Genomic DNA, 17,640 nt, shown 5'->3' with positions numbered 1-17,640 from the left:
CCGGCGCGGAGCCCGCGGCCGTCGCGCCGGTGTCGGTCGCGTGCGCGGCGAGCGCCGCGGCGCCGACGCCCAACGCGGCCGCCACGCGTGCGAGACGGCGCAGGCGGTTACCGCGCACGGCTCGCCTCGCCGTTGCGCGCGGCACCGTTCCACGGCGCGATCCTGAACAGCAGCAGCATGCCGGGAATCGCGAGCGCGGTGCACACGATGAAGTAGTCGAACCAGCCGATCTTCGCGACGATGAAGCCGCTCGCCGCCGACGCGAGCGTGCGCGGCACGGAGGCCAGGCTCGTGAACAGCGCGAACTGCGTGGCCGTGTAGCGCGGATCGGTCGTGCTGGCGATGTACGCGACGAACGCGGCCATCGTCAGCCCGGTCGTGAAGGTTTCGAAGCCGTAGACGATCGCGAGCGCGACCGTCATCGGGCTGAATTGCGGCGTGACGGCGATGCCGAACACCGACAGCGCGGCCGCGATCGCGTGGCTCGTCGACACGGTGAAGTCGTACAGCATCGCGAGCACGGGCGAACCGGGGCCGAGCTGCGCGAGCCATGCGAAGCCGAGCGTCGACACCATCTGCAGCGCGCCGAAGATCCACAGCCCGCGGCCGATGCCGATCTTCACGAGCCAGATGCCGCCGATGATGCCGCCGGCGACGCTCGCGACGAGCGCGGTGGTTTTCGCGACGATGCCGATTTCGGTGCGCGTGAAGCCGATGTCGAGGAAGAACGACGTCGACAGCGTGGTGGCCATCGTGTCGCCGATCTTGAACAGGAAGATGAACGCGACGACGAGCAGCGCGCCGGCCCAGCCGTCGCGCTGGATGAATTCGCGAAACGGCAGCACGATCGCGTCGCGCAGGTTGCGCGGCGGCGCGCCGGCCACTTCCGGCTCGCGCACGACGAGCGTCATCAGGATGCCCGGCAGCATGAATGCGCCGGTGATCGCGAACACGGCGTCCCACGGCATGTGGTCGGACAGGATCAGCGCCAGCGAGCCGGGGATCAGCGCGGCGAGCTTGTACGCGTTCACGTGCACCGCGTTGCCGAGGCCCTGCTCGGTGTCGCGCAGCAGTTCGCGGCGGTACGCGTCGATCACGATGTCGGCGCTCGCGCCGAAGAACGCGACGAGCGTCGTGAGCGCGGCGACCGTCCAGATCGAGTCGCGCGGCGACACGAAGCCGAGCGCGGCGATCGCGCCGGCGACCAGCACCTGCGTGAGCAGCAGCCAGCCGCGCCGGCGGCCCGGCCGCCAGCCGGGCAGCCGCGGGATGTAGCGGTCCATCAGCGGCGCCCACAGGAACTTCCACGTATACGGGAACTGGATCAGCGCGAACAGGCCGATCTCCTTCAGGTTCACGCCCTCGGAGCGCAGCCATGCCTGCACGAGGTAGACGAGCGTGAACAGGGGCAGCCCCGACGTGAAGCCCAGGAACACGCAGATCAGCATGTGCTTGTTCAGATAGGCGCGCCAGCCGGGGTGATCCTCGTGAGCGGTGAGTGCGGGCGCCTCGTGTGGCGTTTTCGACATGGACTGGAACTGGGTAGCGTTGACTGAAGGCGGCGGCAGCGCGGGCGGCGCGGCCGGCGAAGGTGGGGCGGCCGCGCGCGTGGGCGGGCCGGATCTTCCGTCAACGGCTCCCCGGCTCAGCTGCGCTTGACGCGATAGACAGCAAGACTACCACGCCAGTTCGCTCCCCATCGAATCGGCTGGCCTTCGTGCAGCACGACGCGGTCGAGGATCGTGACGCCGACTTCGGGCGCGAGCGCCTCGAAATCCTTGATCGTCAGCACCCGCACGTTCGGCGTGTTGTGCCACTGATAAGGCAGCGACTTCGACACCGGCATCCGGCCGCGCAGCACCGACAGCCGGTGCGCCCAGTAGCCGAAGTTCGGGAACGACACGATGCATTCGCGCCCGACCCGCGCGGTTTCGCGCAGGATCGCGGCGGTCTGGTGGATCGTCTGAAGCGTCTGCGACAGGATCGCGATGTCGAAGCTGTGATCCTCGAACAGGCGCAGGCCGTCCTCGAGGTTCTGCTGGATCACGTTGATGCCGTTTTTCGCGCTCGCGAGCACGCCCGCGTCGTTCAGCTCGATCCCGTAGCCGGTCACGTCCAGTTCTTCCATCAGCAGCGCGAGCAGCGAGCCGTCGCCGCAGCCGAGGTCGAGCACGCTCGAGCGCGGCTCGACCCAGCGGGCGATCGTGCGGAAGTCCGCGCGCGCGGACAGGGAATTCAGCGCTTGCTGGTTCATGCTCCCACCTCGATGGCGATTCGTTCGTAATACGCGCGGATCAGGTTGTGATAGCGCGCGTCGTCCAGCAGGAACGCATCATGGCCGTGCGGCGCATCGATTTCCGCGTAGCTGACCGTGCGCTTGTTGTCGAGCAGCGCCTTCACGATCTCGCGCGAGCGCGCGGGCGCGAAGCGCCAGTCGGTCGAGAAGCTCGCGATCAGGTACTTCGCCTGCGTATGCGCGAGCGCGGCCGTCAGGTTGCCGTCGAACGCCTTGGCCGGATCGAAGTAGTCGAGCGCGCGCGTAATCAGCAGGTAGGTGTTCGCGTCGAAGTAGTCGGCGAACTTGTCGCCCTGGTAGCGCAGGTACGACTCGACCTCGAACTCGACGTCGAAGCTGAAGTTGTACGCGTCGAGCGCGCCGTCCGCGCGGCGCAGCGCCCGGCCGAATTTCTCGGCCATGTCGTCGTCGGACAGGTACGTGATGTGGCCGATCATCCGCGCGACGCGCAGGCCGCGCTTCGGCTTGACGTTGTGCGCGTAATAGTCGCCGCCGTGGAAATCGGGATCGGACAGGATCGCCGAGCGCGCGACCTCGTTGAACGCGATGTTCTGCGCGGACAGCTTCGGCGTCGACGCGATGTCGATGCAGTGCGCGACGCGCTCCGGATACATCAGGCTCCATGCGAGCGCCTGCATCCCGCCGAGGCTGCCGCCCATCACGGCCGCGAAGCGCTCGATGCCGAACGCGTCGGCGACGCGCGCCTGGGCGTGCACCCAGTCCTCGACGGTGACCACCGGGAACTTGGCGCCGTACGGCTTGCCGGTCGACGGATCGACGCTCATCGGGCCCGTCGAGCCGAAGCACGACCCGAGGTTGTTCACGCCGATCACGAAGAAGCGGTTGGTGTCGAGCGGCTTGCCCGGGCCGACCATGTTGTCCCACCAGCCGGTGCTGCGCGGATCATCCGCGTAGACGCCGGCGACGTGGTGCGACGCGTTGAGCGCGTGGCAGACGAGCACCGCGTTCGAGCGCGCGGCGTTGAGCTCGCCGTAAGTCTCGACGACGAGCTGATAGTTGCCGAGCACGCTGCCGCTTTGCAAGCGCAGCGGTTCGGCGAAGTGCATGGTCTGTGGAGCGACGATGCCGATCGAGTCCATTCGTTCCGCCTTATGACTGGGCGGCTAAACGGTGTCGGCGATGCGCGGAGGCGAAGGTGCGCGGCTGACGACCTCTTTAGCCGCATTTGTAGTGAACCCGCCTGGGGAGCGACGCATCGACGCATCAAACCCCGGCCGGTTCGCGCGCCCGCAATCGAGTCAGCAAATCGGCGCGCTTCCGACCTGCCGCCAAGGGCGGCAGTCGGCAAAGTATAGCGGATTTTCCAGGCGTGCGAGCGGTCCGGAAGACCAGGTTCAAGCAGGGTGCCGTCGCATGCCGTCCGGCTCCGCCGTTCAGCGAAACGCGTCGTCTCCGCGACTTTTTTGATACAGGAAATATCTAATTATTCGATGCCTGGTGTGGTCCGGCAAATCCTTTAAATCCTGTGAAATTTATTAGAGATAAAAGGCAATTCGTACAAGTTGTAAACGTATTCCCACCTATTTAGTTCTCGTCCTGTTTTCGAGATGAGGGCGCGCCAATAGAGTTTCAGCCAGCTTTCAGTATCCGGTTGAAACGCGCGATTTCGCAGCGCTGTCGGCATGATCTTCCGTCCGTCTTCATGCGATTTCCTCAGCAGTCACGTTTCGCATTTCTTTCCGGAAAACCGTAAGCGTTGAGCTACTTGTCACCGCTCTCGCCGAGTCGTCGCATCGATATGGCTACGCAAAGCCGATGCACGTTGCCGAGAGGTTTACCAAAGGGAAAGGTTCGTATGAACAAGTCGTATCGTGTCGTGTGGAACGCCTCGACCAGCACCTGGTGCGCCGCATCGGAAATTGCGCGCGGACGCTCGAAATCGTCGAGCTCGTCGAAATCAAAAATCGCGGCGGCCGCCGCGCTGGTCGTGGCTTCGATGGGGTCCGCGTACGCGGACGAAGTCGACGCGGCAGACCCGACGCTCGACGAGCGTACCCATCTGGCCGACGTCAAGCAGAATCCGCAAACGCTGAAGCGAAGTGTCCCCGATACCCGGGCAGTCGTGTCCGACAACAGCGCATACGTGAAGATCAATGCGAGGGGCGACGGCACGGATAACGCGTCGGCGATGGGCGAGAACTCGATCGCGATCGGCAGCAGCGCGAAAACGCGTCCGTCCACGTCGGGTCTCAGCGGTGCGGTAGCGATCGGTACCGCGGCGACGGCGGCCGGCAACAACGTCGCGTTCGGTGCCAATGCATCGGCGCTCGGCGAAGAAGGTGCGATTGCGCTTGGGGCAGCTGCCAATGCGGGCGGCAAGTCGTCGATCGCGCTCGGCAACGAGGCACAGGCGACCGGTTGGGGTGCCTACGCGCTGGGCCGGAAGGCGAAGGCGACGGCGGAATCCGCACTGGCGATCGGCGATTCGTCGATGGCGGCGCGGGCAGGTACGATGGCGATCGGCTCGCAGGCTGCGGCGGCAGCGGACAACGCGATCGCGATCGGTCAGAGCGCGGCGGCGCGCGGCGCCGACTCGCTGGCACTCGGTTCGTATTCCGAAGCTGACCGGGACAACACGGTATCGGTGGGCACCGCCGGTTTCGAGCGTCAGATCGTCAACGTCGGGCGCGGCACGCAGGCGACCGATGCCGTCAACATTGCGCAGCTCAAGGATGTGACCGCCACGCTGGGCGGCAACGCTGCCGTCGACGCGAGCGGCAACATCAAGAAACCGGCCTACACGATCGGCAGCAAGACCTACGACAACGTCGGCGATGCGCTGCTGGCGGCTTCCGCCTCGGGCGGCGGGTCGGAAAATGCGGTGGAGTACGACTCCACCGCGAAGAATTCGGTGACCCTCGGCGGCACCGGCTCGGCCGCGGTCAAGCTCACCAACGTGCGCGCGGCCACGCTGTCGGCGAACAGCACGGACGCCGTCAACGGCGCGCAACTGTTCGCGACCAACAACCGCGTGACCGATGTCGAGAAGTCGCTGAACGATAGCGGGCTGATCGACCCGTCGACCGGCGAGTCGCTCGCGGTCGTATACAAGGATGCGACGAAGAGCACCGTTGCGCTGGGCGGCACGGGCGGCACGATCGTCACGAACGTGAAGGCCGGCAAGGTCGCATCGGCCAGCAAGGACGCCGTGAACGGCGGCCAACTGTATGACGTGTCGTCGAGCGTCGCATCGGCACTCGGCGGCGAAACGATCGTCAATACGGACGGCACCCTTTCGAAGCCGACCTACAAGGTCGGTGACAAGACTTTCAACAACGTCGGCGACGCGCTTCAGGCCGCGGCCGCCTCGGGCGGCGCAGGTGGCGAGGACGCGAACGCCGTGCACTATGACGGCGCGGGCAAGACGAGCGTGACGCTGGGCGGCACGGGCGCGACGAAGCCGGTCTCGCTGAAGAACGTCGCGACCGGCCAGGCCGCTACCGATGCCGTCAACGTGGCCCAGCTCCAAAGCGGCATGAGCGACGTCAAGGACGAGATCAAGAAGGATCTCGGCGACGGCACGCTCGACATGAAGTACATCAAGGTCAATGCCACGGGCATGCAGGCCAATGCGCTGGGCAAGAACAGCGTGGCGATCGGCTCGCAGGCGATGGCGACGAATACCGACACACTGGCGATCGGTTCGGGTGCCAGGGCGACGGGCAGGAACTCCGTCGCGATCGGGATCAACTCGGTCGCTTCGGGCGCCAATACCGTGTCGGTCGGTGACACCGCCGCGACGCGCCGGATCGTCAACGTCAGCGATGGCGTTGACGAAACCGATGCCGTCACGATGCACCAGTTGACCAATGCGATGCAAACCGCAAACAAGCGGATGCAGCGGATGACGCGTGACGTCGAATCGAAGCCGGGTACCTTCGTTGCAATCGAAGGGATGGGTGCGGACGGCACCATGCCGAACGTGGCATCGATCAACGGCACGGATCCGACGCTGGGAACGGCCGCGGCCATCGGCGTGGGGAGCGCTGCGGGCGGCCTCGATACGGTTGCGATCGGTCTGCAGGCCGCCGCCCTTTCGGAGGGTTCGGTCGCGCTCGGCAGTATTGCGCAGACGGGGGTCGACCAACCGTTCTCGGTCGCGATGGGCAGCATGGTCACGACCAATGGCGCGGGTGCGTTGGCCATCGGTTCCCACGTGAAGGCCAACGCGCAAAATGCGGTGGCGGTCGGTAACAACGGCGTGATGGCTTTGGGTCAGAGCTCGATTGCCATGGGCGACAAGGCGGCGACGATGGGCGGGAGCGCGAACAGCGTGGCGCTCGGCAAGTCCGCGAAGGTTGCGCAAAACGTAACCGATGCAATGGCGTTGGGTGCCAACGCAAGCGTGACATCAGGCAATAGTGGCGGTATCGCGCTGGGCGCTAACTCCGTCGCCGATCGCGGTAATGCACTTTCCGTCGGGTCGAACTCGATGCAGCGCCAGATCGTCAACGTCGCAAAGGGTACCAAAAACAACGATGCGGTGAACGTGAGCCAGTTGACGGGCGTGACGAATGCGCTCGGCGGGGGCGCGGGCATCGGCACCGATGGCAACATCACGGCACCGACGTACAAGGTCGGCGACACGACGTACAACAACGTCGGCGACGCGCTGGACGCGATGGCGAAGAACGGCGGCTCCGACCCGAACGCCGTGTCTTACGACAGCGCGACGAAGGACAAGGTCACGCTGGCGGGCAAGACAGGCACGACGCTGTCGAACGTGAAGGCCGGTACGGCCGACATGGACGCGGTGAACGTGTCGCAGCTGAAGTCGTCGGGTCTGATCGGCGAGGACGGCAAGTCGCTTGCTGCGGTGACGTACGACAAGAACGCGGACGGTACGCCGAACTTCAAGTCGGCGACGCTGGTCGGTGTTGGCGGCACGACGTTGTCGAACGTGGCAGACGGCAAGGCGGACAAGGACGCGGTGAACGTATCGCAACTGAAGTCGTCGGGCCTGATCGGCGAAGACGGCAAGTCGATCGCTGCGGTGACGTATGACAAAAATGCGGACGGCACGGCAAACCACGAGTCGGTGACGCTCGCGGGCAAGACGGGTACGAAGCTGACGAACGTGAAGGCGGCCGAACTGTCGGCGACGAGCACGGACGCGGTGAACGGCTCGCAACTGTTTGCGACGAACGAGAACCTGGGCAACCTGAAGGACACCCTGACGGATGGCGGCGTCATCGACAAGACGACGGGCGAATCGCTGGCGGTGGTGTACGACAGCACGTCGAAGGACAAGGTGACGCTGGCGGGCAAGGCAGGCACGACGCTGTCGAACGTGAAGGCCGGTACGGCGGATCTGGACGCGGTGAACGTGTCGCAGCTGAAGTCGTCGGGCCTGATCGGCGAGGACGGCAAGTCGATTGCCGCGGTGACGTACGACAAGAAGGCAGACGGCACGCCGAACTACAACTCGGTGACGCTGGGCGGCGGGAAGTCGACGGGCCCGGTGACGCTGTCGAACGTTGCACAGGGCACGGCCGGCACGGATGCGGTGAACGTCGATCAACTGACGAAAGCGATCAGCGACGTGGAAGGCGGCATGAACCCGCTGGCCGTGTCTTACGACAGCGTGACGAAGGACAAGGTGACGCTGGCGGGCCAGGCGGGCACGACGCTGTCGAACGTGAAGGCTGGCACGGCCGACATGGACGCGGTGAACGTATCGCAACTGAAGTCGTCGGGCCTCGTTGGCGAGGACGGCAAGTCGCTTGCTGCGGTGACGTACGACAAGAACGCGGACGGCACGCCGAACTTTAAGTCGGCGACGCTGGCCGGCGAAGGCGGCACGACACTGACGAACGTGAAGGCTGGTGAGCTGTCGGCGACGAGCACGGACGCGGTGAACGGCTCGCAACTGTTTGCGACGAACGAGAACCTGGGCAACCTGAAGGACACCCTGACGGATGGTGGCGTCATCGACAAGACGACGGGCGAATCGCTGGCGGTGGTGTATGACAGCACGTCGAAGGACAAGGTGACGCTGGCGGGCAAGACAGGCACGACGCTGTCGAACGTGAAGGCCGGTACGGCGGATCTGGACGCGGTGAACGTATCGCAGCTGAAGTCGTCGGGCCTGATCGGTGACGACGGCAAGTCGCTTGCTGCGGTGACGTACGACAAGAACGCGGACGGTACGCCGAACTTCAAGTCGGCGACGCTGGCCGGTGTTGGCGGCACGACATTGTCGAACGTGGCAGACGGCAAGGCCGACAAGGACGCGGTGAACGTATCGCAACTGAAGTCGTCGGGCCTGATCGGCGAAGACGGCAAGTCGATCGCTGCGGTGACGTATGACAAAAATGCGGACGGCACGGCAAACCACGAGTCGGTGACGCTCGCGGGCAAGACGGGTACGAAGCTGACGAACGTGAAGGCGGCCGAACTGTCGGCGACGAGCACGGACGCGGTGAACGGCTCGCAGTTGTTCGCGACGAACGAGAACCTGGGCAACCTGAAGGACACCCTGACGGATGGCGGCGTCATCGACAAGACGACGGGCGAATCGCTGGCGGTGGTGTACGACAGCACGTCGAAGGACAAGGTGACGCTGGCGGGCAAGGCAGGCACGACGCTGTCGAACGTGAAGGCCGGTACGGCCGACATGGACGCGGTGAACGTATCGCAGCTGAAGTCGTCGGGTTTGATCGGCGAGGACGGCAAGTCGATTGCCGCGGTGACGTACGATAAGAAGCCGGACGGCACGCCGAACTTCAACTCGGTGACGCTGGGCGGCGGGAAGTCGACGGGCCCGGTGACGCTGTCGAACGTTGCACAGGGCACGGCCGGCACGGACGCGGTGAACGTCGATCAACTGACGAAAGCAATCAGCGACGTGGAAGGCGGCATGAACCCGCTGGCCGTGTCTTACGACAGCGTGACGAAGGACAAGGTGACGCTGGCGGGCCAGGCGGGCACGACGCTGTCGAATGTGGCGGCTGGCAAGGTGAGCGCGGACAGCAAGGACGCAGTCAACGGCTCGCAGCTGCATGGCACGGCGCAGAGCGTGGCGGACGCGCTGGGTGGTGGCTCGATGGTGGACGAAAGCGGGAAGCTGAAGGCGCCGACGTACACGCTGGCCGATCCGGCGGACGATACGAAGAAGGTCGATTACCACACGGTAGGCGATGCGCTGGAGAACCTGGACGGTCGAGTGGCAGGCAACACGGGCGACATCACGCACATCAAGAACCAGTTCACGAACACGGGCCTGGTGGATGCGGATGGCGACACGCGTGCCGCGGTGACGTACGACAAGAACAAGGACGGCACGCCGAACTACCAATCGGCAACACTGGCGGGTAAAGGTGGCACGACGCTGTCGAACGTGGCGGCGGGTAAGGCCGACCTCGACGCGGTAAACGTGTCACAGCTGAAGTCGTCGGGCCTGATCGGCGAAGACGGCAAGTCGCTTGCTGCGGTGACGTATGACAAAAATGCGGACGGCACGGCAAACCACGAGTCGGTGACGCTCGCGGGCAAGACGGGTACGAAGCTGACGAACGTGAAGGCGGCCGAACTGTCGGCGACGAGCACGGATGCGGTGAACGGCTCGCAGCTGTTCGCGACGAACGAGAGCCTCGGCAACCTGAAGGACACCCTGACGGACGGCGGCGTCATCGACAAGACGACGGGCGAATCGCTGGCGGTGGTGTATGACAGCACGTCGAAAGACAAGGTGACGCTGGCTGGCAAGGCAGGCACGACGCTGTCGAACGTGAAGGCCGGTACGGCCGACATGGACGCGGTGAACGTGTCGCAGCTGAAGTCGTCGGGTCTGATCGGTGACGACGGCAAGTCGATCGCTGCGGTGACGTATGACAAAAATGCGGACGGCACGGCAAACCACGAGTCGGTGACGCTCGCGGGCAAGACGGGTACGAAGCTGACGAACGTGAAGGCGGCCGAACTGTCGGCGACGAGCACGGACGCGGTGAACGGCTCGCAACTGTTTGCGACGAACGAGAACCTGGGCAACCTGAAGGACACCCTGACGGATGGCGGCGTCATCGACAAGACGACGGGCGAATCGCTGGCGGTGGTGTACGACAGCACGTCGAAGGACAAGGTGACGCTGGCGGGCAAGGCAGGCACGACGCTGTCGAACGTGAAGGCCGGTACGGCGGATCTGGACGCGGTGAACGTGTCGCAGCTGAAGTCGTCGGGCCTGATCGGTGACGACGGCAAGTCGATTGCCGCGGTGACGTACGACAAGAAGGCGGACGGCACGCCGAACTACAACTCGGTGACGCTGGGCGGCGGGAAGTCGACGGGCCCGGTGACGCTGTCGAACGTTGCACAGGGCACGGCCGGCACGGATGCGGTGAACGTCGATCAACTGACGAAAGCGATCAGCGACGTGGAAGGCGGCATGAACCCGCTGGCCGTGTCTTACGACAGCATGACGAAGGACAAGGTGACGCTGGCGGGCCAGGCGGGCACGACGCTGTCGAACGTGAAGGCCGGTACGGCCGACATGGACGCGGTGAACGTATCGCAACTGAAGTCGTCGGGCCTCGTTGGCGAGGATGGCAAGTCGCTTGCTGCGGTGACGTACGACAAGAACGCGGACGGCACGCCGAACTTTAAGTCGGCGACGCTGGCCGGCGAAGGCGGCACGAAGCTGTCGAACGTGAAGGCCGGCAAGGCCGACCTGGATGCGGTGAACGTGTCGCAACTGAAGTCGTCGGGCCTGATCGGCGAGGACGGCAAGTCGCTTGCTGCAATCACGTACGACAAGAACGCAGACGGCACGCCGAACTTCAAGTCGGCGACGCTGGCCGGTGTTGGCGGCACGACGCTGTCGAACGTGGCAGACGGCAAGGCCGACAAGGACGCGGTGAACGTATCGCAACTGAAGTCGTCGGGCCTGATCGGCGAGGACGGCAAGACGCTGGCTGCAATCACTTACGACAAGAACGCGGACGGTACGCCGAACTACAAGTCGGCGACGCTGGCCGGTGTTGGCGGTACGACGCTGTCGAACGTTGCAGACGGCAAGGCCGACACGGACGCGGTGAACGTATCGCAACTGAAGTCGTCGGGCCTGATCGGCGGAGACGGCAAGGCGCTGGCCGCGCTGACGTACGACAAGAACGCGGACGGTACGCCGAATTACAAGTCGGCGACGCTGGCCGGTGTTGGCGGCACGACGCTGTCGAACGTGGCAGACGGCAAGGCGGACAAGGACGCGGTGAACGTATCGCAACTGAAGTCGTCGGGCCTGATCGGCGAAGACGGCAAGACGCTGGCCGCGCTGACGTACGACAAGAACGCGGACGGTACGCCGAACTTCAAGTCGGCGACGCTGGCGGGCGAAGGCGGTACGAAGCTGTCGAACGTTGCAGACGGCAAGGCGGACAGGGACGCGGTGAACGTATCGCAACTGAAGTCGTCGGGCCTGATCGGTGACGACGGCAAGACGCTGGCCGCGCTGACGTACGACAAGAACGCGGACGGTACGCCGAACTTCAAGTCGGCGACGCTGGCAGGCGTTGGCGGTACGACGCTGTCGAACGTTGCAGACGGCAAGGCGGACAAGGACGCGGTGAACGTATCGCAACTGAAGTCGTCGGGCCTGATCGGCGAAGACGGCAAGTCGGTTGCTGCGCTGACGTACGACAAGAACGCGGACGGTACGCCGAATTACAAGTCGGCGACGCTGGCAGGCGAAGGCGGCACGAAGCTGTTGAACGTGAAGGCTGGTACGGCCGACACGGACGCGGTGAACGTATCGCAACTGAAGTCATCGGGTCTGGTCGATGGTGACGGCAAGTCGCGCGCTGCGCTGACGTACGACAAGAACGCGGACGGCACGCCGAACTTCAAGTCGGCGACGCTGGCCGGTGTTGGCGGCACGACGCTGTCGAACGTTGCAGACGGCAAGGCCGACAAGGACGCGGTGAACGTATCGCAACTGAAGTCGTCGGGCCTGATCGGTGAAGACGGCAAGTCGCTTGCTGCGGTGACGTACGACAAGAACGCGGACGGCACGCCGAACTTCAAGTCGGCGACGCTGGCCGGTGTTGGCGGCACGACATTGTCGAACGTTGCAGACGGCAAGGCGGACAAGGACGCGGTGAACGTATCGCAGCTGAAGTCGTCGGGTCTGATCGGTGACGACGGCAAGTCGATCGCTGCGGTGACGTATGACAAAAATGCGGACGGCACGGCAAACCACGAGTCGGTGACGCTCGCGGGCAAGACGGGTACGAAGCTGACGAACGTGAAGGCGGCCGAACTGTCGGCGACGAGCACGGATGCGGTGAACGGCTCGCAGCTGTTCGCGACGAACGAGAGCCTCGGCAACCTGAAGGACACCCTGACGGACGGCGGCGTCATCGACAAGACGACGGGCGAATCGCTGGCGGTGGTGTATGACAGCACGTCGAAAGACAAGGTGACGCTGGCTGGCAAGGCAGGCACGACGCTGTCGAACGTGAAGGCCGGTACGGCCGACATGGACGCGGTGAACGTGTCGCAACTGAAGTCGTCGGGTCTGATCGGCGAGGACGGCAAGTCGATTGCCGCGGTGACGTACGACAAGAAGACGGACGGCACGCCGAACTTCAACTCGGTGACGCTGGGCGGCGGGAAGTCGACGGGGCCGGTGACGTTGTCGAATGTGGCCGCCGGTGTGGCCGGTACCGATGCCGTCAACGTCGATCAGTTGGACGGTCTGTATGACAGGCTCGTCAATGGCGCGATCGATCTCAAGTACATCAAGGTCTACACAAAGGAAGGTGGTATCGCGGCACTCGCGCGCGGTAAGGACGCTGTCGCGATTGGTTCCGGCGCGGTGGCAAGCAAGACACATACATTGGCTTTGGGGGCGGGCTCGCGCGCAAGTGGCGACTATTCGGTTGCAGTCGGTGCCAATTCGGTCGCTGACGAAGCTTGGACTGTGTCGGTCGGCGACACTGACGCGACGCGCCGGATCGTCAACGTCAGCGATGGCGTCAACGAAACCGATGCCGTCACGCTGAAGCAGCTGACAGAGGCGATGAAAACCGCCAATACGGACATCGATCACAAGATGCAGCGGATGACGCGTGACGTCGAATCGAAGCCGGGTACCTTCGTTGCAATCGAAGGGATGGGCGCGGACGGCACCATGCCGAACGTGGCGTCGATCAACGGCGGGGATCCGACGCTGGGAACGGCCGCGGCCATCGGCGTGGGGAGCGCTGCGGGCGGCCTCGATACGGTCGCGATCGGTCTGCAGGCGGTCGCCCTTTCAGAGAGCGCGGTTGCGCTCGGCAGCTATGCGCAGACGGGGGTCGACCAACCGTTCTCGGTCGCGATGGGCAGCATGGTCACGACGAACGGCGCAGGTGCGTTGGCGATCGGTTCCCGAGCAAAGGCCAACGCCGAAAACGCGGTGGCGGTCGGTAACAACGGCGTGATGGCTTTGGGTCAGAGCTCGATCGCCGTGGGCGACAAGGCGACGACGATGGGCGGAAGCACGAACAGCATTGCAGTGGGTACGAATGCGAACGTGGCCAAGAGCGTGGCCGACGCAGTCGCGCTCGGGGCGAACTCGAAAGCGCTTCAGTCGAACAGCGTCGCGTTGGGTGCCAGCTCGATCGCGGATCGTGCAAACGCGCTGTCGATCGGCAAGGCAGGCGCCGAACGGCAGATCATCCATGTCGCGAACGGTACGCAGAACACCGATGCGGTCAACCTCGGCCAGCTCAAAGGCCTGGCCAACGTGGTCGGTGGCGGTACGGGCTTCGACGCGAACGGCGACGTGACCGCACCGACGTACACGATCGACGGCAAGGAGTACCACAACGTCAACGACGCGCTGCAGGCTGCGGCGAAGAGTGGCGGTGATGGCACCAACGGCACGGATCCGAATGCGGTGGCCTATGACGGCGAGCTGAAGGACAAGGTGACGCTGGCCGGCCAGAACGGTACGACGCTGTCGAACGTGGCGGCAGGCAAGGCCGACACGGACGCAGTGAACGTGTCGCAACTGAAGTCGTCGGGCTTGATCGACAAGGACGGCAACGCGGCGGCTGCGATGACGTACGACAAGAACGCGGACGGCACGCCCAACTTCACGTCGGCAACGTTGGCAGGTGACGGCGGCACGACGCTGACGAACGTGAAGGCCGGTGCACTGTCGGCGACGAGCACGGACGCAGTGAACGGCTCGCAATTGTTCGCGACGAACGAGAACCTCGGCAACCTGAAGGACTCCCTGACGGATGGCGGCGTGATCGACAAGACGACGGGCGAATCGCTGGCAGTGGTGTACGACAGCACGTCGAAGGACAAGCTGACGCTGGCCGGCGGCCAGACCGGTACGACGCTGTCGAACGTGAAGGCTGGTACGGCCGACATGGACGCGGTGAACGTGTCGCAGCTGAAGTCGTCGGGCCTGATCGGCGAGAACGGCAAGGCGCTTGCAGCCGTGACCTACGACACGCATGCCGACGGCACCACGAACTTCGCTTCGGTGACGTTCGGTGGCATGAATGCCGGCGTCCCGGTCGCGCTGCACAACGTTGCAGCCGGCAAGGTATCGACCGATGCAGTCAACGTGTCGCAGTTGAAGGGCGTAACCGACATCATCGGCGGTGGCGCAGGCATCGACGCAGACGGCAAGGTTACCTCGCCGGTCTACAACGTCGACGGCAAGGACTACGCGTCGGTCGGCGATGCAATCAAGGCGCTGGAGCAGCGCGAGGGCGGCACCGGCAACGGTACGAACCCGAACGCGGTCGCCTATGACGACGCAACCAAGGCGGCGGTGACGTTGGCAGGTGCGAACGGCACGGTGATTCGTAACGTCGCGGACGGCTCGCTTGCGGATAGCAGCACCGAGGCTGTCAACGGCCGTCAGGTGAGTTCCCTTGCGCACAGCATCGCGGACAGTCTCGGGGGCGGTGCGAAGTTCGACCCGGTGACCGGCGGTATCTCCGCGCCGACGTATGAACTGACTGCGGCGGATGGCTTGAAGACGGCGTACGACAACGTCGGTGACGCGTTCAAGCACGTCGACGAGCGCGTGTCGACGCACACGACGCAGATCGAGACGCTGCAGAAGGGTGTCGCGAATGCGGTTCAGTACGACGACGCAACGCATGCCTCCGTCACGCTCGGCGGCGCAGGTGCGGTGCCCGTCCGGCTGAAGAACGTCGCGGACGGTGTCGACGAAACCGATGGGGTCAACGTGCGGCAACTGCGTTCGGCCGGCCTGGTCGGTGAAGACGGCAAGCTGCAGTCGGCGGTCGTGTACGACAAGAACGCGGACGGCACGCCGAACTACGGTTCGGTGACGCTCGGCGGCGCTGGGGCGACGACACCGGTCGCGCTGCACAACGTGGCGGCCGGCAAGGTTGCGACGGATGCGGTGAACGTGAGCCAGTTGAGTGGTGTGACCGATGCGCTCGGCGGCGGTGCGAAGATCGACGGGGAAACCGGCAATGTCGTCGCGCCGACCTACGACGTGGGGGGCAACACCTTCAACAACGCAGGCGATGCACTGTCCAACATCGATAACCGGGTCACGCAGATCCAGAACAACCTGGGTGAAGCCACGAAGCTGGTCGGCGCTGTCGCGTACGACAAGAACGGCGACGGCAGTGTGAATTTCAACAAGGTGACGCTGGGCAACGGCTCGTCGTCGGGGCCGGTGGTGCTGACCAACGTCGAGGACGGCAAGAGCAAGTACGACGCCGTGAACTTCGGCCAGTATTCGGAGCTGAAAGGGCGTGTGGACAACATCGACGACCGTCTGACCACGGCGATCACCCCGGGCATCGGCAACGACGGCAGTTCGGGTACGAATGGCAACGACCTGATCAGCGGTACGGGCGGCAGTGGCACGAACAGCGCTGAAGTCGTCGCCGCGAAACCGGGCAACGGCAACGGCAACGTTGCTGTCGGCTCCGGCTCGCAGATCGTCGACGGCAAGAACAACGCCGCGGCAATCGGTGCTGGTTCGAAGGTGTCGGCCGACAACGGCACGGCGCTTGGCCAGGGCGCGTCGGTGTCGTCCGGTGCGGACAACTCGGTTGCGCTGGGCCAGGGCTCGATGGCGACCGAAGCCAACACCGTGTCGGTCGGCTCTGATGGCCACGAGCGCCGGATCGTCAACGTCGCGGACGGGGTGAAGGCCACGGACGCCGTCAGCAAGGGGCAGTTCGACCGTGCACTCGGCGGTATGCAAGGCCAGATCAACGACATCTCGCGTAACGCCTATTCGGGTATTGCAGCGGCTACCGCGCTGACGATGATTCCGGGCGTCGATCCGGGCAAGACCTTGTCGTTCGGTGTCGCCGGTGCGTCGTTCAAGGGCTATCAGGCAGTCGCGATGGGCGGTGAAGCGCGCATCACGGAAAACCTGAAGATGCGTGCCGGCGTCAGCCTCAGCAGCGGCGGCAACACCTTCGGCGCAGGTGCGTCGTATCAGTGGTAAGGCGGTAACGCGGGCCATTCGGCCCGCGTGATCACCTGATGCGTGGTGTGGCGGGCACTTGCCAGCCGCCACACCACGCGCGAGCGACTTCACTTCCACCGATCAATATCCTGGAGTCCGCCTTGAGCGGACCGAACCATCATGAAAACACCACAACACTTTGTCCGCCGAGGCCTGCTCGGCGCGTTCGTCGTCCTGTTGAGCGCATGCACGACGCAATCCGGTCCGACGTACACCGTCCGGGCGATCAAGGCGCCCGATCAGCCTGGGCCGGTTTTTCGCGTGACATGCGAGGGGCTGATAGCCAGCACGCGCTCATGCGAAGCGGCAGCGCAGAGATTCTGTGCCGACAAGCCGGTCACGCCGCTGCAGGCGATCGATCGCGTTCGTCGCGGCGCCGCGATGGGCGATCCACGTGAATTGACGTTCATGTGCGGTGTGCCGCCTCAGGCGCGCGTCGAGCCGCCTGTCGCCGCGCAGCCGCAACCGGTCGCGCAGCCGCAGCCGGCTGTCGCACCGGTCGCGCAGCGTCAGGTGCTGCTGCAAGGCAGCACGAACTTCGCGTTCGACAGCGCGGCGCTGACGCCGAGCGCCCGCCAGGAACTCAATCGCTTTCTGGACGTGAATCGCGATGCCCGATTTGGCCGTGTGACAGTCACGGGCTACACCGATTCGCAGGGCGCGCACGCCCATAACGTTCGACTGTCCGAAGCGCGCGCGCGTGCTGTGGCCACTTACCTGCGCACGGGCGGGTTGCGTGCAGAACACTTCACGACCGTCGGCAAGGGCGCGGCAGAACCCGTCGCGAGCAATGCGACGGCCGAAGGGCGCGCGCAGAACCGGCGAGTCGAAATCGAACTCGAGAAGGCATAACGAACGTGAT

At 64.8% G+C, this 17,640-nt stretch carries 5 protein-coding genes; 2 read left to right on the top strand and 3 right to left on the bottom strand.

The genetic code is table 11. The annotated features are described in order from the left end of the window. Window positions 1–107 precede the first annotated feature (107 nt). The 3 genes from QZM15_RS31810 to QZM15_RS31800 form a co-directional block, all read right to left on the bottom strand. The gene (locus QZM15_RS31810; RefSeq protein WP_059573627.1) at window positions 108–1,529 is read right to left on the bottom strand and encodes an AmpG family muropeptide MFS transporter; all 1,422 of its coding nucleotides are present in this window, start codon (window positions 1,527–1,529) and stop codon (window positions 108–110) included. A 116-nt stretch (window positions 1,530–1,645) separates the two neighbouring features. After that, complete coding sequence (gene metW / locus QZM15_RS31805) at window positions 1,646–2,254, bottom strand: methionine biosynthesis protein MetW (protein WP_059573628.1); 609 nt, start codon at window positions 2,252–2,254, stop codon at window positions 1,646–1,648. Next, complete coding sequence (locus QZM15_RS31800; RefSeq protein WP_226226264.1) at window positions 2,251–3,396, bottom strand: homoserine O-acetyltransferase; 1,146 nt, start codon at window positions 3,394–3,396, stop codon at window positions 2,251–2,253. The genes metW and QZM15_RS31800 overlap by 4 nt, the downstream gene beginning before the upstream one ends. A gap of 716 nt (window positions 3,397–4,112) precedes the next feature. On the opposite strand from QZM15_RS31800, the gene QZM15_RS31795 reads away from it, so the two are divergent. Both QZM15_RS31795 and QZM15_RS31790 read left to right on the top strand, forming a co-directional pair. After that, entirely contained in the window at window positions 4,113–16,757 is a 12,645-nt protein-coding gene (locus tag QZM15_RS31795; protein ID WP_302107888.1) for a YadA-like family protein, read from the top strand. Between the two features lie 141 nt (window positions 16,758–16,898). Then, window positions 16,899–17,630 (top strand): OmpA family protein, encoded by a 732-nt coding sequence (locus QZM15_RS31790; RefSeq protein ID WP_226226168.1) that lies wholly within the window; start codon window positions 16,899–16,901, stop codon window positions 17,628–17,630. Window positions 17,631–17,640 lie beyond the last annotated feature (10 nt).

The sequence above is a fragment of the Burkholderia sp. AU44665 genome (assembly GCF_030504405.1).
In the GTDB taxonomy this organism is placed as follows: Bacteria; Pseudomonadota; Gammaproteobacteria; order Burkholderiales; family Burkholderiaceae; genus Burkholderia; species Burkholderia semiarida.
This window is presented reverse-complemented; position numbering and strand designations above follow the sequence as displayed.